Source organism: Micromonospora sp. CP22 (assembly GCF_009712475.1).
GTDB lineage: Bacteria > Actinomycetota > Actinomycetes > Mycobacteriales > Micromonosporaceae > Micromonospora.
This window is the reverse complement of sequence record NZ_VCJO01000030.1, coordinates 1-19661: the sequence shown is the minus strand read 5'-3', so window position 1 is coordinate 19661 and position 19661 is coordinate 1. Positions and strand designations below refer to the sequence as shown.

Here is a 19661-nt window from a genome sequence, read left to right as displayed (position 1 = left end):
CCGGGCGATCTTCGCCCGGCCCCTGCGTGTCAGGTACTGCCGTCAGCCCGGCAGCGGGACGTCCGCCCGGCGTAGCGCCGACCAGCCGGTGTCGCGGGCCCGAGCGGCGGCGAGCAGCCCGGCCACACAGGACGCGTTGGTGATCTCACCGGCCAGCACCATCCCGACCGCCTCGTCCAGGTCGATCCGGACGATCTGCAGGTCGGCCTCCTCGTCGTGCCGGTCGTGGCGTTGCCCCGCCGGTACGTCGGCGAGGTCACGGGCCAGGAAGACCCGGACCAGTTCGTCGGTGAACCCGGGCGAGCTGTGCAGGTCGACCAAGACGTCGAAGCGACCGGCGACCAGGTCGACCTCCTCGGCCAACTCCCGCGCCGCCGTGACCGCCGGGTCCTCTCCGGCCACATCGGTCAGACCGGCCGGCAGTTCCCACAGCCGTCGCCCGACCGGTTGGCGGTACTGCCGGATCAACACCACCCGACCGGCGTCGTCGAGCGCCATCACCGCCACCGCGCCGACGTGCCGGACCAGGTCCCGGGTGGCGGTGCCACCGCCCGGCATGGTGACCTCCTCCGAGACCACCTCGAAGATCCGTCCGCGGTAGCGCGACTGCCGGGAGCGCACCTCGTAGTGGTGCTCGACCTCGCTCACGAGGCCGACGTCGCCGTCGCGGCGGCGCCGTTGCGGTTGGCCCGCTCGGCGGCGTCGTCCAGGTCCACCGGGAGCTGGTCCGACTGTGAGTACGTCACCGCGGCGTGGACGAAGGCGGCGAACAGCGGATGCGGCCGGGTCGGGCGGCTCTTGAGTTCCGGATGCGCCTGGGTGGCCACGAAGAACGGGTGCAGGTCGCGGTCCAGCTCGACGAACTCGACCAGCCGACCGTCCGGCGAGGTGCCCGAGATGTGCAGCCCCGCCTTGACGAGCTGGTCGCGATAGGCGTTGTTCACCTCGTACCGGTGCCGGTGCCGCTCACTGACCTCGGTGCTGCCGTACGCCTCGGCCACGATCGACCCCTCGGTGAGGACCGCCGGGTACGCCCCCAGCCGCATCGTGCCGCCCAGGTCGCCCTTGCCGGCGACGATGTCCTGCTGGTCGGCCATGGTGGCGATCACCGGGTGCACCGCCTCGGCGTCGAACTCCAGGGAGTTGGCGCCGTCCAGTCCGGCCAGGTGGCGGGCCACCTCGATGGTCATGCACTGCAGGCCCAGGCAGAGCCCGAGCAGCGGAATGCCGTTCTCCCGGGCGTACCGGGCGGTGCCGATCTTGCCTTCGATGCCCCGGACGCCGAACCCGCCGGGGATGACGATGCCGTCCACCCCGGCCAGCGCCGCCGCCGCGCCGGTCGGCGTGACGCAGTCGTCGCTGGGCACCCACCGCAGATTGACCCGGGCCCGGTGCCAGAAACCGGCCGCCCGGATCGCCTCGCTGACCGACAGGTACGCGTCGGGCAGGTCGACGTACTTGCCGACCAGGGCGACGGTGATGGTGTGCCGGGGCTGGTGCACCCGCTCCAGCAGGTCGTCCCAGCCGTCCCAGTCCACGTCCCGGAAGGAGAGGCCGAGTCGGCGCACCACGTACGCGTCGAGCCCTTCCCGGTGCAGCACCTTGGGGATGTCGTAGATGCTGGGCGCGTCCGGTGCGGCGATCACCGCCTCGGCGTCAACGTCGCAGTAGAGGGACAGCTTGTGCTTGAGCTTGTCCGGGATGTCACGGTCGGAACGGCAGACGATGGCGTCGGGCTGGATGCCGATGCTGCGCAGTTGGGCCACCGAGTGCTGGGTGGGCTTGGTCTTCAGCTCGCCGGAGGGGGCGAGGTAGGGCACCAGCGAGACGTGCAGGTAGAAGCAGTTGTCCCGGCCCAGGTCGTGCCGCACCTGGCGGATCGCCTCCAGGAACGGCAGTGACTCGATGTCGCCGACCGTGCCGCCGACCTCGGTGATCACGACGTCCGGGGTACGACCGTCGTCGTCCGGGTCGGCCATGGCCAGGATCCGGGACTTGATCTCGTTGGTGATGTGCGGGATCACCTGGACGGTGTCGCCCAGGTACTCGCCGCGCCGCTCCTTGGCGATCACGTCGGAGTAGATCTGGCCGGTGGTGACGTTGGCCTTGCCGGACAGCGCCCGGTCCAGGAAACGCTCGTAGTGGCCCACGTCGAGGTCCGTCTCGGCGCCGTCCTCGGTCACGAAGACCTCACCGTGCTGGAACGGGTTCATCGTGCCCGGGTCGACGTTGAGGTACGGGTCGAGCTTCTGCATCACCACACGAAGTCCCCGCGCGGTGAGCAGGTTGCCGAGGCTGGAGGCGGTCAGCCCCTTACCCAGCGAGGAGGCGACGCCCCCGGTGACGAATATGTGCCTGGTCGTCCGTGCTGAAGGGGCCAAGGCCTGCTCCCGTGTCGTCCGTCGCGGTCGTGCAGACCGCCGAGCCGATCAGCGAAGTGATCACGCGATCCACGGGATTCCACGGTAACACCTCCCCGGCGGCCCGCCGGTGCCGCACCCGGGGTACCGACGCCGGGTCACCCGGTCGCGACCTCGGGCGACGACCGCGCACCCGACCCACCGCCCCCGGTCGACCCACCACCGGCCGGTCCACCGCCGGTCGGTCCGCCCTCAGTCGACCCACCACCGGTCGGTCCACCGCCGGTCGGTCCACCGTCGCCCGATGCCCCGCCGTCGCCCGTCGGTCCGCCGTCGGCGGGGCGGTCCGTTCCCGGTCGGGTCCGGTCCGCGGCATGGTCGAGCACCCGCAGCGCGGACAGCGCCGCCATCGGCACCACCACGGCGGCGGCCGCCCCGGCCACGTCCAGTGCCGCGGCACCCAGCAGGCCACCGATCACCGCCGCCACCGCGGTGCCCGCCATCGCCGCCCGGATCGCCGGGTAGATGCCGAACAGCCGCATCAGCCCGCCCCAGGGTTGCAGCAACGCGAACCAGACCAGCAGCGCACCGGCCAACGCCAGCACCGTCAGCGGGCTGTTGACCAGCGTCTCGAAGCTGGCGGCGCTGGACCGCTGCACGGTCAGCCCGCCGGTACCGTCGCCGAGCGCGGCCAGGAACCGGCCGAGGCTGTCCCGCTCCGCCGGATCCCGGCCCAGGTCCACCACGGCGAACCCGACCGTCACGGCCAGTCCGGCCATCGTCGCCCAGGCGAGCCGGGTCAGGGTCAGCCAGCCACCCGCGCTGATCGCCGCCGCCACGCTGACACCGGCGGTCAGGGCGATCGCGCCGATCGAGTCGGCACCCAGGTACGGGCTGCCGACGATCACCACGGCGGCCCCGCCCACGATCACCATGACGGTCGGTCGCCAGCGGCGGTTCACCCGTTGGGCGAGCCAACCGGCGCTGAGCAGGGCGGCGGCGGCGAACACGCCGAGCCCGACGGTGCCGAGGCCGGTGTAGCGGCCACCTTCCAGGGCGGAGTAGCCCACCACCCCGTTGAGCTGCAACCGGGCGCCGGTGACGACGTCCAGGCCGACGGCCGACGTGGCCAACCCGGCCACCGCGCCGAGCGGGCCGAGGGTGGTGCGGTAGCCGGGGGCGAGGCGTACCAGCAGCGTCGTGGCGGCCAGCAGCACGGCGGTCAGCCCGGCGAACGAGGCCGCCGGATGTGCGAAGCGCCACCACGGCGCGACCTCGACGACCAACGCCACCGGTATCGCGAGCGCGGCGGCGATCAGCAGCACCTCCACCGTCGCCACCACCGCACGCGGCACCGGTTTCGGCCCGTACGGACCGGCGTGCCGCCGGGCCCGCCGGGCCCGCCGCAGCAGCGGCAGCACCGCCACGGCGAGCGCCACCTGGACGACGGCGAGCAGGGTGAAGAACCCGCCGGCCACCTCCCGCTGGGCGGCGGCCTCCCGGTCCGCGTCGGCGGGTTCGGCGATCGCGGCGGACAGGTCGGTCGGCCGTCCTCCGACGGACTCGGCGGAGCGGCCCAGGAACGCCCGGTCCGGCATCGGACGGCCCAGGGCGGCCAGTGCGGTCGGGGCCAGGTCGATCAGTTGCAGGTAGCCGCGCCGGCCGGTGCTGGGCGAGGTCAGCAAGCCCTCCTCCCAGCCTGGCCCGTGTGCGACGGCCACGTGCAGCCGGGACGGCCGCTCGGTGTCGGAGACTCCGGCGACGATCACCAGCGAGTGCGGCGGGCGCGCGTCGAGGACCCGGGCCAGTTGGGCGTCCGCGGCTTCGGCCGCCGCTGCCCGCCCCGCCGGATCGCTGCCTTCCACGGTGCCGAGGTCGACGATGCTGAGCACACAGGAGCCGAGCAGCCCGGCCGGATCCGCAGGCAGGGTCGACGCGTACCGGTCGACCCGGCCGAACGGCCGGGCGGCGGCCACCGCCGCGCCCGGCCCGACCGCCACCGAGCACCGCACCGACTCCGACAGCGCACCGGGCACCGTCCCCCACGGCAGCCGGTCCTGGTTGTACACGACGACGCTCTCCTGGTCGGGCAGGTTCGCGCCGATGCCGTCCGGCTGCTCCACCGTCACGTCGACGGGCGGGCACTGCCCGTCCGCGCCACGGCTGCCGGGCCAGGCGGCGAAGCTGCCCGCGCCGAGGGTCAACCAGCCGTCGACCGGGCAGGTGGGTCGGTGCGCGGACCGCACCGACAGCGACCCGATCGAGCCTTCGCGGGCCAACCGCCACAGCGTCGGCGTCCGCTCCGCGTCCACGTCGTCCCACCGCAGCCCGGCCACGCCGACCAGCACCACGTAGTCGGCGCTCTGCCGGGCCGGCGGACTCTGCGGGCGGGCGGCCAGCACGGTGATGCCGAGCGCCACCACCACCAGGGTGAGCACGATCGGAGCGATACGACGCAGCATCACCGACGTCCCGTCGACGGTGCGTCGGCGTCCGGCGTGGCCGGACCGGCCGGGCCGGAGACCAGCTCGGCGTAGAGGGCGAGCAGCTGGTCGAGGGTCTGCGCCTCGGTCGGCCAGGTTCCCGCCCGGGCCGCGCCGCGCCGCGCCAGCTCGGCGCGGCCGGCCTCGTCGTCGAGCAGGCCACGTACCGCCGCGTCGACCGCGTCGACGTCACCCGGTGGCACCAGCACCGCCGCGTCGCCGACCAGTTCCGGCAGCCCACCCACCGCGGTCGCCACCAGCGGTACGCCCGCCCGCAGCGCCTCCTGCGCGAACAGCTGGCGGGCTTCCCAGTCGCTGGTGACCACGGCGAGGTCGGCGCCGGCGAGCAGATCGGCCACGTCGGTGCGGTGTCCCAGCAGGGTGACCGGCGCCCGGGCAGCGCTGATCCGGGCCGCCAGTGGCAGGTAGGCCGGACCACTACCGGCGATCACGACGACCGGCGGCGGAGTGCGGGCCCGCCACCGGGCGGCGGCGTCCACCAGCACGTCGTAGCGCTTCTGCGGGTGCAGCCGGCCCACCGACAGGATCAACGGCTGGTCGGCGGCGACCCCGAACTCGGCGCGCACGGCCGCCCGACGGCGACGCGGCGCGGGTAGTTCGGGAGCGGCGACCGGGCCGAGCCGGGCATCCGCCGCGCCCAGCGCGACGGCCCGCGCCACCAGGTCGGCGGAGGCGCCGAGAGTCACCCGGGCACCCCGCGCCACGACCCGCTCCACCAGCCGGGACAGCGTGCCGCGTATCCCGGTGGCGAGCACCGCGTTGTGCCAGGTGACCACGAGCGGGGCAGACGGCCGGGCCAGCGCCGCCACCAGACCGGCGCGCAGCCCGTGTGCGTGCACCACGCTGACCTGCTCGGCGGCGAGCAGGCGTCGCAGCACGCCGACGGCACGGGCGTCGGCCGGGGTGGGACTCGCCGGGATCTCCACCGGGGCGAACCGGGCACCGGCGTCCTCGAAGTCGAACTGTTCCTGGGTAGCCGCCGGTCCGCAGACCAGCACCGGCTGACCGGCGGCGGCCAGCCCACGCGCCACCGACCGGACATGTTGGCCCACCCCGCCGGTGCTGGAGGCCAGGAGCAGCAGGACCGTACCCGGTCGACCCCCGACGGCCGTCGGCCCGTTCGTCGCGCTCACCGGATCGACTCTCCGTTCGCGACGGCGGGGCTCGCGGGCTCACTCCTCGCGCTCACCGGGACGCCTCCTTCTTCCGGTCATCTGGCCGGGACCGGCGCAGGCGGCGACCCAGCCCGGCCAGCAGTGGCCGCAGGTCCTGCCGGTCGACCAGCCACAGCACGGCGAGGAACACGACAGCGACCAGGACTCCGGACAGCATGCCCTGCATCAGTGCCGTCCACCGACCCGGGGGGTCGCCCTGCGCGTCGAGCAGCCGCAGCGTCAGCACCGCCGCGACGGCGGCGGTGCCACCGGCCAGCAGACCGGCGCCCCCGGCCCGGCCGGCACCGGCCAGCGCCTCCCGCCCGGCGGAGCGGGCGACGGCGACCAGCAGCAGCACACCGAGCAGCAGCATCCCCGCCGAGTTTGCCAGCGCCACCGCCAGCACCCGATCGGCCACCGGGAGCAGCGCGGACAGCGGGAACAGCACCAGCGGCACGGCGAGCCAGCCGACCGTGATGGTGGCGGTGGCCGCCCGCGTCGCGCCCCGGGCGTACAGGGCCCGGGACAGCACCGCGAACAGCCCGTACCCGAGCAGACCGGGTGCGTAACCGGCGATCGCGGCGGCGGTCGCGGCGCTGTCGAGCGGGAAGAACCGGCCGATCGGACCGGCCGCACCGATCAGGACCGCGGCACCGAGGCAACTGCACAGCAGCACCCCGCGCACCGTGGACGACAACACGTCGCGGAAGGTCGGCTCGTCCGCGTCCGCCGTCGCGGCCAGGGTGGGATACGCGGCGGTGGCCAGCGGCACCGCCAGCACCGCCCAGGGCAGCAGGTAGAACGTCTGGGCCAGGGTGAACACCTGGTACGCCTCGGTGCGACCGCTGGCCAGCCGGTAGAGGATCGCCGCCAGCGCCACCTGCTGTGCGGTGACCGTCACCACCCCGGCCACCGCCAGCCCACGCACCCGGGCCCGCGCGTCGGCCGGGAACGCGTACCCGAGGCGCAGCGACAGCCGCAGTCGACGCAGTGGGATCAGCAGCGACAGGGAGAGCACCACCACGCCGAGGGTGGTACCGACCGACAGGATCAGCTCACCGCCGCGTCCGGCCTGCGCCACGCTCGCTCCGGTACCGGCGACCCCGGCGAAGACCAGGTAGACGACGACCACGGTGAGACTCGACAGCAGCGGGGCGATGACCGGCCAGGCGAACCGGCGGTGCGCCTGGAGCACCCCGGTGAGGACGATGCCGATGCCGTACAGCGGCAGTTGCGGTGCGAAGACCCGCAGCATCCGGGCGGCGGAGGCCAGCTCCTCCGGCGACCGGCTGTCACCGAGCACCGCGATGATCGGATCGGCGGCCAACGCCACCAGCAACGCCAACGGCACGAGCAGCGTCACGGTCCAGGTGAGCAGGGCACCGGTGGTCGCCCCGACCGTCCGCCGGTCACCCGCCGCGACCGCACCGGCGAGCAGCGGTACGACCAGACTGGCCAGCGCCCCACCCGCGACGATCTCGAAGATGATGTTCGGGATGGTGTTCGCCAGCAGGTACATCGCGCCCAGGTCGCTGTCCTGCACCACCCAGGTGAACACGGCGGTACGCCCGAACCCGGCCAGCCTGCTGAGCACGGTGAGGACGGCGATGAGGGCTGCCGCTCCGGCCACCCGGCCGGCGCCGGCGAGGGGGGCCGGTCTGGTCACGTCAGTCGGCGCGTCGGCCCAGCGCGTCGAGTTCACGCAGCCCCGGCGTGCTCGCGATGACCTTCGTGAAGCTCACCTTCTCGCTGGCGGCGGTGAGCCCGGCGAGTACGGCGAGCAGCGCGGCCCGACCGACCGGGCCGGTACGGGCGGCCATCGCCACCCCGAGCACCGCGCCGAGGGCGTTGGCACCGCTGTCGCCGAGCATCACGTCCTCGGCGAGGTCGGCGGGGAGCAGACCACTCGCGGCACCGACAGCGCCCGAGGCGATCCCACCGTGCCGGCCGGTGCTCAACGGCGCGCCGAGCAGCAGACCCGACTTCAGCGCCCGGCCGGGACGCAGGTCGAGCAGGTTGACCAGGTTCGCCGTGCCGGCCACCACGCCCGCACCGAGCAGCACGTCGACGCCCCGCCCCACCCGCGTCTGCCGGTGTCGGCGGCGGTGCCCGGCCACGCCCGGGTCGGCGGCGAGCAGGACCGCCGCGCCCAGACCGGCCGCACCCACTCCCACGATCTTGACGAGGCCGGCGGTGACCCGGCCCTGCCGCAGTGCGGCCAGGTGCCCGGCGAAGCCCTTGGCGGCCCGCTGCTCCGGCCGGGCGCCGACGACGTCGTCGTAGAGCCCCACGGCACCGGCACCGAGCCCGGCCACCAGGCTGGCCGCCCCGGCCGCCCCGCTCGCCGCCCCGCAGGCGGCGGCGCCCGAGGCGCCCAGCGCGAGCGCCGGGCCGGCGGCCAGGGTCACGGTGCGTCCACGGAAGTTGGTGCGTTCCAGTTCCGGCGCGGCCGGTGAGGTACGGATCTGGCGCAACGCGTACCGGGTGGTGACCGCCCCGATCCCGGCCGCCAGGAGTCGACCGAGGGCCGTCACGTCGCCGTCCCGCTCACTCACGCCATCCCCTCCCGCCAACCGGCGGAGATCGTCGGAATCGGGCACCGAATGCCTCGTCGGATCACTGACCCGGCTCGACCGCGCGGCGCGGGGCCGCTTCCACCACCACGGTGGGCCGCCGGGCACGGGTTCACTGGGGCAGTTTAGGCACCAGCGAGGCGGCGCTGTCGTTGACGCCGTACTGACCGGCCTTGCGCTCGGTGAGCTGCTGCACCAGAGCCAGGGTGGTGACCAGTTGACCCTGCACCGTGTTGGCGTTGTCGATGGTCGAGATGGTCTGGGTCAGCACCGCGTCGCCCCGCACGAAGGCCACCAGGTTGCCACCGGCCGAGCCGTTGCCGGCCACCACGACTCCCCCGGTCCGGTCGAACTGCTCGGCGATCTTGACCACGGACTCGTCCTTCTTGGCGGAGTCCTTGTCCACGTACGGCTGCCCGCTGACCACCACGACGGCCTCCGCCGCCTTGGTGACCCGGTCGGAGGTGGTCAGGTAGTTGGCGTTGCCGTACGCGGCCAGCACCGCCCGCCGGTCCGCCTCGGTGACCGGCTCGGCACCGGCGGGCTGGTCCAGCAGCACGGTGGCCAGCAGAGCGCTGGAGGTCTCGACGCCGTGACCGTTGCCGGGCAGCCCCCCGGTCGGCGCGTTGGTGGGCCGGGCCGCGGTGACCGCCAGTTCCAGCAGGTCGTTGTTGTTCTCCGGGTTGATGAACTTGTCCTGCAGGTCGACGCGTCCGGTGATGTCGGCGCCGGCCAGTTCGAGCATCTTGAGCACGCCCTCGGTGTGGTCACGGCCGGTGGGCAGGCTGAGCACCAACACCCGCTTGCCACTGAGCGTGCCCGGCAGGATCACCTGGGCGATCTCGGCGGCGAAATCCTCCTCCAGCTCCAGTTCCCGTTGCATGCTCTGGACCGCCTGGCGCATCTGCTGGTTGTCCTTGCGCAGCTCGTTGACGGTCTCCCGGAGCGAGTCCGCGACCGGACCGTTGAGTGCGGCTGTGCCGACCACCAGGCCGATCGCCAGGGCGAGGAAGACCGCGGTCAGGGACACCACGTGGTACCGGAAGTTGATCACGCTTGAAGCCTCTTGATCGGTCGGGAGCTAGAAGAGCTGGCCGAGCTGGAACACGAAATTGTCCCACCACTCGGAGACCACACCCAGGTACGCCTTACCGACGGTGGAGACGGCCACCGCCGAGGCCATGGCGGCGAGCGCCGAGAGCACCAGCAGCAGCAGCGACGACCCCGAGATGCTCTGCCGGTACAACCGGCTGACGCCCTTGGCGTCCACCAGTTTCCCGCCGACCTTGAGCCGGGTGAGGAACGTCGAGGCCATGCCGCCGCGCCCCTTGTCGAGGAACTCGACGAGGGTGGCGTGGGTGCCCACCGCGACGATCAGCGAGGCGCCCTTCTCGTCGGCCAGCAGCATGGCGAGGTCTTCGCTGGTGGCGGCTGCCGGGAAGGTCACCGCCGGCACCCCCAGGCCGTTGACCCGGGGAAGCCCGGGCGCCCGCCCGTCCGGGTACGCATGGACGATCACCTCGGCACCGCAGCGCAGCACGTCGTCGGTGACCGAATCCATGTCGCCGATGATCATATCGGGGGTGTAGCCCGCCTCGACCAGCGCGTCGGCGCCCCCGTCGACACCGATCAGCACCGGCTTGAACTCGCGGATGTACGGGCGCAGCACATCCAGGTCGGCCTTGTAGTCGTAGCCCCGGACCACGATCAGGCAGTGCCGGCCCTGCACCTCGGTGGCGATGTCGGGCACGCCGACGCCGTCGAGCAGCAGGTCACGCTCCTGCTTGAGGTAGTCCATCGTGTTGGCGGCGAAAGCCTCCAACTGCACCGACAGGCCCTCCCGGGCGTCGGTCATCGCCTTGGCCACGCTCTCGGCGTCCTGGAGGCTGCCGTGTGCCACCGGATCGTCGTCGAGGTAGACGGTGTTGCCCTCGATGCGCACCGTGTCGCCCTCACGGATCCGCTCGAAGACACCTTCGCCGAGGTCGTCCAGCAGCGGAATGCCCGCCGCGATCAGCACCTCCGGCCCGAGGTTCGGGTAACGGCCCGACACCGACGGCTTGGCGTTGAGCACCGCGCCGACACCGACCGCGACCAGCGAGTCGGCGGCGACCCGGTCCAGGTCGACGTGGTCGATGATCGCGATGTCGCCGGGGCGGAGGCGGCCGACCAGCCGCTTGGTGCGGCGGTCGAGGCGGGCGGTGCCGAGGATTTGTCCCGGTTCCGCGTTCCGGGCCCGGCGCAACGTGGGTAGACGCATCGTGACCATCCTGGCATGTGAGGCAGGCGAATCTGTCGCGACATGCCTGAGCAGGGCCGCCTACCCAGGGAAGCACACATGGGCGAAGGCCGGTGTGCCTCCGCTCACATCGTGGCCCTCAGGACCGCCGTTCCCTGGCCGCCACGGCCAGGAGTTCCTCCGCGTGAGCGATACCCAGGTCCGAGTCCGGCAAACCTGCGAGCATCCGGGCGAGTTCCCGGGCCCGTTCGGTGTCCTCCACCACCCGGACCCCACTGGTGGTGACCGCGCCGCCGGTGTCCTTGGCCACCACCAGGTGCCGGTCGGCGAAGGCGGCGACCTGGGGCAGGTGGGTCACCACCAGGACCTGGTGGCTGCGGGCCAACCGGGCCAGCCGCCGGCCGATCTCCACCGCCGCCTGTCCGCCCACACCCGCGTCGACCTCGTCGAAGACCAGCGTCGGCGGGCCCGAGGTGCCGGCGAAGACCACCTCGATGGCGAGCATCACCCGGGACAGCTCACCGCCGGAGGCACCCCGTTGCAGCGGCAGCGACGGCGCGCCGGGGTGCGCCAACAGCCGCAACTCGACCTCGTCGCCGCCGTCCGGCCCGACACCCACGTCGACCCCGTTGACCGACAACGTCGGTTCGGTCCGACCGGCGGGTCGGGGCAGCACCGCCACCTCGATCCGGGCGTGCGGCATCGCCAGCCCGGCCAGCTCGACGGTGACCTGCTCGGCGAAGCGTGCCGCCGCCTCCTGCCGGGACACCGACAGTCGGCCGACCAACTCGGCCACCTCGCCGGCCAGCCGGGACGCCTCCCGGTCCAGCTCGTCGAGCAACTCGTCGGAGGTGTCCAGCTCGGACAGTCGGGTCCGAGCCCGCTCCGCCCAGGCGATCACCCCGTCGACGTCGTCGGCGTATTTGCGGGTCAGCGCCCGCAGCGCGGCCCGCCGCTCGTACAGCGCCTGCAACCGGGCCGGATCGGCGTCCAGTCCGGCGAGGTAGGTGGACAGTTCCACCGAGACGTCGGCGACCAGCGTGGCCGCCTCCTCCAGCCGGGCGGCCAACTCACCGAGCACCGGGTCGGTGGCGGCCTGCGCCTCCAGCGTGCGCCGGGCGGTGCCCAGCAGTGTCGAGGCGTCGGGGGTGTCGTCGGTGGCCTCCAACCCGCCGGCCACGCACTGATGGGCCAGTTGGGCCGCGGTACGCAGACCCTCCGCGTGCTCCAGCCGCTGCGTCTCCGCCTTCAACTCGTCGTCCTCACCCGGTTGCGGATCCACCCGGGTGATCTCGTCGAGACCCAACCGCAGCAGGTCGGTCTCCTGGTGGCGTTCCCGCGCGTTGCGTCGCCGGTCGGCCAGGTCGTCGACCACCCGACGCCAGCGGGTGAACGCGTCCCGCGTCGCGTCGAGCAGCTTCTCGTGCTCCGGGCCGGCGAACCGGTCCAACGCGGCCCGCTGTTCCGCCGGCCGCAGCAGGCGCAGCTGGTCGGACTGGCCGTGTACGGCCACCACCTGCTCACCGACCTCACCGAGCATCGACACCGGCATGCCACGGCCACCGAGGTGCGCTCGGGACCGACCCTCCACCGTGACCGTACGGCTCAGCAGCACGCAGCCGTCCTCGTCGGGCTCGCCTCCGGCGTCGGTGATCCGGGCGTGCACCGTCTCGGCCACCCGCCCGTCGAGGCGCAGCCGACCCTCGACCACGGCACGGCCCGGTTCGGCTCGCACCCGACCCGCGTCGGCCCGGCCACCGAAGAGCAGGCCGAGCCCGGTCACCACCATCGTCTTACCGGCACCGGTCTCACCGGTGATGACGTTCATGCCGCGGGTCAGCGGCAGCGTCGTGTCCTCGATGACGCCCAGCCCGGTGATGCGTAGCTCCTCCAGCACAGCAACCGACAGTAGACGCGTGGCCCGACACTTGACCAGCCGACGACACCGCCGACGTCAGCGGCGGTTGCCCCGCCAGCCGTGCACCGGAAGGTCGAACTTGGCCACCAGACGCCCGGTGAACGACCGGTCCCGCAGCCGGACGATCCGCACCGGCAGGGCGCCCCGGCGCACGGTGACCCGGGCACCCGGCGGCAGGTCGTAGACCCGCCGCCCGTCGCAGCAGAGCACCGCGAGCGTGGTGAACGGGTCGACGGTTATCGAGATGGTCGAGGTGGGCGCCGTCACCAACGGCCGACTGAACAACGCGTGCGCGCTGATCGGCACCAGCAGCAACGCCTCCACCTCGGGCCAGACCACCGGCCCTCCGCCGGAGAAGGCGTACGCGGTCGAACCGGTGGGGGTGGCGCAGACCACGCCGTCACAGCCGTACCGGGACAGCGGTCGCCCGTCGACGTCGACGAGCAGCTCCAGCATCTGGGCCCGCTCACCCTTCTCGACGCTGATCTCGTTGAGTGCCCACGACTCGATGGTCGGCCCGCCGTCGAACTCGGCGGTCACGTCGAGGGTGAGTCGCTCGTCGACGCTGTAGTTGCGGCTCACCACGTCGCGTACCGCCACGTCGAGGTCGCCGATCTCCGCCTCGGCGAGGAAGCCGACCTTCCCGAGGTTGATACCGAGTAGCGGCACCTTCGCCGGGCGGGCCAGTTCGGCGGCGCGCAGGAACGTGCCGTCCCCGCCGAGCGCGAAGACGATCTCGGCGCCCTCGGCCGCCTCCAGCCCGGTCACCGGCACCACGCCCGGTAGGTCCAGGTCCTCGGCCTCCTCGGCCACCACCCGCACCTCGAACCCGGCGGCGATCAGGTCCGCCGCGACGGTACGCGCGTGTTCGGTGCTGCGTCGGCGGCCGGTGTGTGTCACCAGCAGAGCGGTACGGGTCACCGCGACGACCGTCCCGCATCACCGTGCGGGTGGTAAACCGGCCGAGAACCGCTCCCGCCGCTGTGCCACACGGTTCGCGCACCGGCGGCGCGAGCCGCCACGCTGCCGTGCCAGACGGTTCGCGCGCTCCGCTCGCTCACGTGGCCACCTCCTCCGTCCCCTCGCCCGGCCCGTCGCCGGACGTCACCGGGCCGGTCGGCCCGGCCGCCACCACGGCCCGCACCCGGTGCGGGTCGGCCGGTGGCGCGTCCCGGCGTAACCATACGAAGAACTCGACGTTGCCGCTCGGCCCGGGCAGCGGGCTGGCCGCGAGATCCGCCAGCCCCAGCCCCAGCGTCCCGGCCGTCGCGGCGACGTCCAGCACCGCCTGGGCACGCAGTTCCGGGTCACGCACCACTCCACCGGCACCGACCCGCTCCCGGCCCACCTCGAACTGCGGCTTGACCATCAGCGCCAGGTCACCCTCGGCGCGGGTGCAGGCCGCCAGAGCCGGCAGGACCAGTCGCAGCGAGATGAACGACAGGTCGGCGACGGTCAGGTCCACCGGACCGTCGATCGCCTCCGGGGTCAACGTCCGGACGTTGGTGCGTTCGAGGACCCGTACCCGGGGATCGTTGCGCAACGACCAGGCCAGCTGGCCGTAGCCGACATCCACCGCGACCACCTCGGCGGCGTCGGCGCGCAGCAACACGTCGGTGAAGCCACCGGTGGAGGCACCGGCGTCGAGGCAGCGCCGACCGCGCACCGTCAGGCCGCCGGGGGTGAACGCGGCGAGCGCGCCGGCCAGCTTGTGCCCGCCCCGGGAGACGTACTCCAAGGCGGGGTCGGCGCCACTGACCAGCAGCGGATCGGCGGGATCGACCATCGCGGCGGCCTTGCGGGCCGGCACCCCCCGCAGGTGCACGCGGCCGGCCTCCACCAGCGCGACCGCCTGTTCGCGGGAACGGGCCAACCCGCGACGGACGAGTTCGGCGTCCAACCGGTTACGCCGTGCCATGGACGGACGCGCCTCCTCAGGACTGGTCGATGGTGGCCAACGTCTCCCGCAGCGTCTGGTACGCGGCCTCGTACTGGGCGATCTGGTCGGCGGGGCTGAGGTCTGCGGCGTTGGCGATCGCCTGTACCGCGGCGTCCACGGCCGGGTGGCCATCGTCGTACCCGCCCTGGTCGGCCCCGCGCGGCGGCGGAGGACCGGGACGCGGGCCCGGCGGCGGTCCAGGTCGCGGTGCGGTCATGCTGTCACGTCCCGTCGCCCGATCACGCGTCGCCGTCCACCGGCGCAGGTGCGGCCTTCGCCGGGCGCGGCGTCGGTCCACCGTCAGCGGTACGCGCGACAGCGCCGGACGCCTTCTTCGCCACGGCCTTCTTCGCGACCGCTTTCTTCGCCACCGCCTTCTTGGCCACCGCCTTCTTCGCGACCGCCTTGGTGGGTGGGGTCGCGGCGGCGGTCGGTGGGGTGCCGACGGAGCCGGTCTCGGAGGCTTCGGCGGTCGTCACGGGGCCGGTCGCCGCGCCGCTGACCGGCGGTGCGGCGGACGCCCGGAGCTGGCGTTCCAACTCACGCACCCGACGGTCCAGTTCGGCGACCTCCTCGGCGGTGGCCAACCCCACCGCACCGAGCGCCCGCTCCACCTCGAACCGCACCAACTTCGTCAGGGCCTCACGGTTGGCCGCACCGGTGGACCGCAACTCCTCGGCGAGCGTCTGGAGTTGGGCCGCGGTCGCCCCGGTCGACCCCATCGCCCGGCGTACCGCCTCCTGCGCCTTCTTCCGGGGCGCCTCCGTCAGGCCCATGGCCAGTTCGAGGTAGGCGCGCCACGCGTCCTGCATGCCTGAGTCCTTTCGCCCGAGGGCTGTGCAGGTGTCACGCTACCGGGCCGCCGAATGCGCCCTGTGCGGTACGGTGCCGGGAGACGACGTGGTGTGGCGAGGAGGCGATCGGTGGCCACCGTGGACGAGTGCCGGCAGGCGTTGCAGGATCTGGCCGCCCGGCTCGAACGCAACGCGGAGACCGTCCGTGACCGCGTGGACCTGGACCGCACCCTGGCCTGCCGGATCACCGACCTGGAGACCGCCTTCCACGGCCGGCTCACCGGTGGACGGCTGGTGGAACTCGCCGACGGTGACAACCCGAAGGCGAAGATCGCCCTGAGCACCACCAGTGACGACCTGTTGGCCCTGGTACGCGGCGAACTCGACGTCACCCGCGCGGTCGCCAACCGCCGCGTGTCGATCAAGGCGAACCCGTTCGACCTGATGAAACTGCGCAAGCTGCTCTGAGCGGAGAAACCGCCTCAGGCGGCCAGGCCGAGCTTCTCCAGCGCCTGCGCCGCCTCCGGGGAGGCCGGACGAATCGGGCCGACCGGGTGGCTGTGCCAGGCCACCGCGCAGAGCGCGGCAAGCGCGTCCAACGCCCGGCCCGAGCCGGACAACCGCCACTCGTCGGTGCCAATCGTCACCTGCCAACCGCCGTGGTCGGCGTCGGCTGCCGGGACCCGCACCACGAAGTCGGGGTCGAAGAGGCCGGTCAGGTCCCACGAGACGTAGGTGGGCCGTCGCTCAACGGGCGCGGCCAGCAGCTCGGCGGCGTCACTGACACCGGTGAGGACCAGCAGACTGTCCAGGCCGGCCCGGTTGGCGCCCTCGATGTCGGTGTCCAACCGGTCGCCGACGACCACGGTACGACCACCGTCGGCGCGCCGAGCGGCGGTGGCGAACAGTTCCGGTGCGGGCTTACCGACGATCTCGTCCGGGTCTCGGCCGAGCGCGGTGGCCAGCGCGGCCACCAACGCGCCATTGCCCGGCAGGGGTCCACGCCCACTGGGCAGGGTCCGGTCGGTGTTCGTGGCCACCCAGGTCGCACCCGCCCGGACCGCCACCGCCGCCTCGGCCAGATCGGCCCAGCCCACCTGCGGGCCGTACCCCTGGATCACCGCGACCGGAGCCTCGTCGGCCGTGGCGACCGGGGTGAGCCCGACGTCGCTGATCTCGGTTCGGAGCGCCTCAGCGCCCACCACGAGCACCGGGGCACCGGCGGGAAGGCGCTCACCCAGCAGCTGAGCCGCGGCGGCGGCGCTGGTGAGCACCTCGTCCGGTCGCGCCGGGACGCCCATCCCGGTGAGCAGGTCGGCCACGTCGGCCGCGCGACGCGAGGCGTTGTTCGTCGCGTACGCGACCGCACGGCCCTCACCGTGCAGCCGGGCCACCGTGTCGACCGCGCCGGGGATCGGCTGGTCGATCAGGTAGATCACTCCGTCCAGGTCGAACACGACCAGGGCGTATCCGTCCACCAGCCGGTCCCCGCTCATCGCTACCGTGCCTCCGGGTTCTCGATCCCGTTCGCCGCGCGGCGATCCGCGTCGAGGTCGGCGACCGGGTCCTGCTCGCCGTCTGCGGGCTCCGGGCTCTGCGCCACAGCCGTCGCGCCCGAGTCGGCGGGCTGATCGTCGTTCGGCCGGTCGTCCGTCCGCTCCTCGACCGCCGCCGGCTCGTCGCCGCCCGGCTCCACCTCTTCTGCCGCGTCGTCACCAGTCGCGTCGTCGCTGGCCGACTCGTCGCCGGGCGCGTCGTCACCGTCGTCGCTGGTCGACGAACCGTCGGCCAGCGCCTCGGCCGCCTCGTCTGCGTCGTCGCCCTCGATGACCACACCGTCGAGGTCGAGCAGCCGCTCCGCCGCGTCGGTCTCCGCCTCGGTGTCCACCTCCGCCGCACGGGAGAACCACTCCCGCGCCTCGGTCCGCCGCCCGACGGCCAGCAGGGCGTCGGCGTACGCGTACCGCAGCCGTGCCGTCCACGGCTGAATCGTCTCGCTGGTCAGGTCGGGGACCTGGAGCATCGCCACGGCGGCGTCCCGCTGGCCGAGATCGCCGCGCGCGCCGGCGGCCACGATCAGCAGTTCGATCGCCACGGCCGGGTCGAGCTTCTCCTGGTCCGCGCCCCGGAACAGGTCGATGGCCCGCTCGGGACGGCCGAGTGCCCGCTCGCTGTCCGCGATCACCGCGAGGTGGTTCTGCGAACCGCTCATCCGGTGGTACGTCCGCAGCTCCGCGATGGCCGACTGCCACTCCCCCGCGTGGTACGCGGCCAGACCGACGGCTTCCCGAACCGAGGAGATCCGCGACGCGAGCCGACGAGCCGCCAGCGCGTGAGCGAGCGCCCCGGCCGGGTCCTCGTCGATCAGCTGCCCGGTCGCCACGAGGTGCCGGGCGACGCTGTCCGCGACCGGCTTCGCCAGCGACAGCAGTTCGGCGCGGACGTCCTTGTCCAGGTCGGTCGCGACGATCTCGTCGGGGAGCGCCGGTGCCTCGGTACGCCCTTCCTCCGCCGGAGCACGTCCGTCCCGGTCGTCACCCCGCCCGAAGCGGCGCTCACCGCCCCGGTCGTCGCGGAACCCACCGCCCCGGCGACCGTCGAAGCCGCCCGCACCCCGAGCGCGGTCACCATCGCGGTAGCCGCCCTCACGGCGCTCGCCACCCCGGTAGCCGCCCTCACGACGCTCACCGTCACGGAAGCCTTGTCGGCGCTCGCCGCCGAAGCGGTCACCGTCGCGACGGTCCCGGAAGCCGCCGTCCCGGCGGTCTCCACCACGGAAACCGCCCTCACGACGCTCACCGCCGTCGTCACGCCGATCGTTGCCCCGGAAGCCCTCACGGCGGTCACCGTCCCGGAAACCGCCCTCACGACGGCCACCGTCACGGATGCCACCATCACGACGGCCACCGTCGCGGAAGCCACCCTCACGACGCTCACCACTGAAGCCCTCGCGACGCTCACCGCCCCGGAACCCACCGTCCCGACGGTCAGCACCACGGAAGCCACCATCGCGGCGCTCACCGTCGCGGAAGCCGCCCTCACGGCGATCGTTCCCCCGGAAGCCGCCCTCGCGACGGTCACCGTCCCGACGGTCGCCGCCCCGGAAGCCACCTTCACGGCGCTCACCGTCGCGGAAGCCGCCCTCACGGCGGTCGCCGCCACGGAAGCCACCATCGCGGCGGTCGCCACCACGGAAGCCGCCCTCACGGCGCTCACCGCCGAAGCCCTCACGACGGTCGTCCCGACGGAACCCACCGTCACGGCGGTCACCACCACGGAAGCCGCCCTCACGGCGGTCACCACCACGGAAGCCACCTTCACGGCGGTCACCGCCGAAGCCCTCACGACGGTCGTCCCGACGGAACCCACCGTCACGACGGTCACCACCCCGGAAGCCACCCGAGCGCTCGCCACCGCGCCGCTCGTCCGCGTCGCGGCGGTAGCCGCCCTCACGGCGGTCACCACCCCGGAACCCACCGTCGCGGCGGTCGCCGCCGCTGTCGCGTCGATCGTTGCCGCGGAAGCCTCCGTCGCGGCGGTCGCCGCCCCGGTAGCCGTCACGGCGCTCACGGTCGGCGAAGCCGCCGGAGGCTCGGTCACCGCCTCGGAAACCGCCCTCACGACGCTCATCGCCCCGGAAGCCACCCGAGCGCTCGCCGCCGTCGCGTCGGAACCCGCTGTCACGCCGGTCGCCGTCGCGGCGCTCCACGCCACGGAAGCCGCCACTGGTGCGCTGCCGGTCACCGGAGTTGTCGCGCCCGCCGTACCCACGGTCGTCGCGGGGTCCACCGCCTGAGCGGAAGCCGCCCTCACGACGGTCACCGTCGCGGCGGAAGCCCCCGGACCGACCACGGTCGCCGCCGTATCCGGCGTCGCGTCCGCCGTCGCGAGAGCCCCGCTCCTCTCCCCGGACCTGGCGCGACGGGCGGTCGTCGTGGCGGGATCCGCCGTCGCGATCCGCAGGCCGGCCTTCGTAGCCCCGGGGGCGGTCTCCGCCCTGAGGTGCTGAACTCACAGGTACATCCTTCCTAAGTACGTCGTATTCAACGACGCAACGCAGTCGAGGGCCGACCCGATTCCGGGCGGCCCTCGACTGTGACGTGTGTCCGGCGGTGTCCTACTCTCCCACACCCTCCCGGGTGCAGTACCATCGGCGCTGGAGGGCTTAGCTTCCGGGTTC

17 protein-coding genes are annotated in these 19661 nt (G+C 73.4%); 2 read left to right on the top strand and 15 right to left on the bottom strand.

Annotated features, from left to right (window positions below; genetic code table 11):
* Positions 1–42: 42 nt before the first annotated feature.
* The 13 genes from FF096_RS25215 to FF096_RS25150 form a co-directional block, all read right to left on the bottom strand.
* Positions 43–648, bottom strand: a complete 606-nt coding sequence (locus tag FF096_RS25215; RefSeq protein WP_309223903.1) for an NUDIX hydrolase — start codon at positions 646–648, stop codon at positions 43–45.
* Positions 645–2381, bottom strand: a complete 1737-nt coding sequence (locus FF096_RS25210) for a CTP synthase (protein ID WP_155222051.1) — start codon at positions 2379–2381, stop codon at positions 645–647. The genes FF096_RS25215 and FF096_RS25210 overlap by 4 nt, the downstream gene beginning before the upstream one ends.
* Positions 2382–2518: 137 nt before the next feature.
* Positions 2519–4822: a hypothetical protein gene (locus FF096_RS25200; protein WP_230462960.1), complete on the bottom strand. Its 2304-nt coding sequence runs from the start codon at positions 4820–4822 to the stop codon at positions 2519–2521.
* Complete coding sequence (locus tag FF096_RS25195) at positions 4822–5997, bottom strand: glycosyltransferase family 4 protein (RefSeq protein ID WP_309223902.1); 1176 nt, start codon at positions 5995–5997, stop codon at positions 4822–4824. The genes FF096_RS25200 and FF096_RS25195 overlap by 1 nt, the downstream gene beginning before the upstream one ends.
* A gap of 52 nt (positions 5998–6049) precedes the next feature.
* Positions 6050–7684 carry a lipid II flippase MurJ gene (gene murJ / locus FF096_RS25190; RefSeq protein WP_309223901.1) on the bottom strand — a complete coding sequence of 545 codons (1635 nt, stop codon included), beginning with the start codon at positions 7682–7684 and terminating at the stop codon, positions 6050–6052.
* 1 nt (position 7685) lies between these two features.
* On the bottom strand, positions 7686–8552 hold the full coding sequence (locus tag FF096_RS25185; RefSeq protein ID WP_309223908.1) for a hypothetical protein: 867 nt from the start codon (positions 8550–8552) through the stop codon (positions 7686–7688).
* A 151-nt stretch (positions 8553–8703) separates the two neighbouring features.
* Positions 8704–9645 carry a copper transporter gene (locus FF096_RS25180; RefSeq protein ID WP_309223900.1) on the bottom strand — a complete coding sequence of 314 codons (942 nt, stop codon included), beginning with the start codon at positions 9643–9645 and terminating at the stop codon, positions 8704–8706.
* A gap of 27 nt (positions 9646–9672) precedes the next feature.
* Positions 9673–10851 (bottom strand): putative cytokinetic ring protein SteA, encoded by a 1179-nt coding sequence (gene steA, locus FF096_RS25175; RefSeq protein WP_155222050.1) that lies wholly within the window; start codon positions 10849–10851, stop codon positions 9673–9675.
* Between the two features lie 118 nt (positions 10852–10969).
* Positions 10970–12727 carry a DNA repair protein RecN gene (recN, locus tag FF096_RS25170; protein WP_309223899.1) on the bottom strand — a complete coding sequence of 586 codons (1758 nt, stop codon included), beginning with the start codon at positions 12725–12727 and terminating at the stop codon, positions 10970–10972.
* A 57-nt stretch (positions 12728–12784) separates the two neighbouring features.
* A complete protein-coding gene (locus FF096_RS25165) occupies positions 12785–13669 on the bottom strand; it encodes an NAD kinase (RefSeq protein WP_309223898.1) in 885 nt (294 codons plus the stop codon).
* Between the two features lie 136 nt (positions 13670–13805).
* A complete protein-coding gene (locus FF096_RS25160) occupies positions 13806–14666 on the bottom strand; it encodes a TlyA family RNA methyltransferase (protein ID WP_155222048.1) in 861 nt (286 codons plus the stop codon).
* Positions 14667–14682: 16 nt separating this feature from the next.
* On the bottom strand, positions 14683–14904 hold the full coding sequence (locus FF096_RS25155; RefSeq protein WP_155222047.1) for a hypothetical protein: 222 nt from the start codon (positions 14902–14904) through the stop codon (positions 14683–14685).
* Positions 14905–14926: 22 nt separating this feature from the next.
* Complete coding sequence (locus FF096_RS25150; protein WP_155222046.1) at positions 14927–15499, bottom strand: phasin family protein; 573 nt, start codon at positions 15497–15499, stop codon at positions 14927–14929.
* Positions 15500–15610: 111 nt separating this feature from the next.
* Between FF096_RS25150 and FF096_RS25145 the strand changes: the two genes are divergently transcribed.
* Positions 15611–15949, top strand: coding sequence for an SCP2 sterol-binding domain-containing protein (locus FF096_RS25145; protein ID WP_309223897.1), 339 nt, complete (start codon positions 15611–15613; stop codon positions 15947–15949).
* Between the two features lie 14 nt (positions 15950–15963).
* On the opposite strand, the gene FF096_RS25140 is transcribed toward FF096_RS25145, so the two are convergent.
* Both FF096_RS25140 and FF096_RS25135 read right to left on the bottom strand, forming a co-directional pair.
* Positions 15964–16977 (bottom strand): HAD-IIA family hydrolase, encoded by a 1014-nt coding sequence (locus tag FF096_RS25140; RefSeq protein ID WP_155222044.1) that lies wholly within the window; start codon positions 16975–16977, stop codon positions 15964–15966.
* A gap of 2 nt (positions 16978–16979) precedes the next feature.
* Positions 16980–17909, bottom strand: coding sequence for a Replicase polyprotein 1ab (locus tag FF096_RS25135; protein ID WP_375335392.1), 930 nt, complete (start codon positions 17907–17909; stop codon positions 16980–16982).
* A gap of 273 nt (positions 17910–18182) precedes the next feature.
* Here FF096_RS25135 and FF096_RS26440 point away from each other — a divergent pair, with 273 nt between their 5' ends.
* Positions 18183–19277 carry a hypothetical protein gene (locus FF096_RS26440; RefSeq protein WP_196222646.1) on the top strand — a complete coding sequence of 365 codons (1095 nt, stop codon included), beginning with the start codon at positions 18183–18185 and terminating at the stop codon, positions 19275–19277.
* The last annotated feature ends 384 nt before the right edge of the window (positions 19278–19661 follow it).

Excerpts from the sequence above, each read along its gene's own strand:
- FF096_RS25200 (WP_230462960.1), bottom strand. The coding sequence starts at position 4,822 with ATGCTGCGTCGTATCGCTCCGATCGTGCTCACCCTGGTGGTGGTGGCG.
- steA (WP_155222050.1), bottom strand. The coding sequence starts at position 10,851 with ATGCGTCTACCCACGTTGCGCCGGGCCCGGAACGCGGAACCGGGACAA.
- FF096_RS25155 (WP_155222047.1), bottom strand. The coding sequence starts at position 14,904 with ATGACCGCACCGCGACCTGGACCGCCGCCGGGCCCGCGTCCCGGTCCT.
- FF096_RS25140 (WP_155222044.1), bottom strand. The coding sequence starts at position 16,977 with ATGAGCGGGGACCGGCTGGTGGACGGATACGCCCTGGTCGTGTTCGAC.
- FF096_RS25150 (WP_155222046.1), bottom strand. The coding sequence starts at position 15,499 with ATGCAGGACGCGTGGCGCGCCTACCTCGAACTGGCCATGGGCCTGACG.
- FF096_RS25160 (WP_155222048.1), bottom strand. The coding sequence starts at position 14,666 with ATGGCACGGCGTAACCGGTTGGACGCCGAACTCGTCCGTCGCGGGTTG.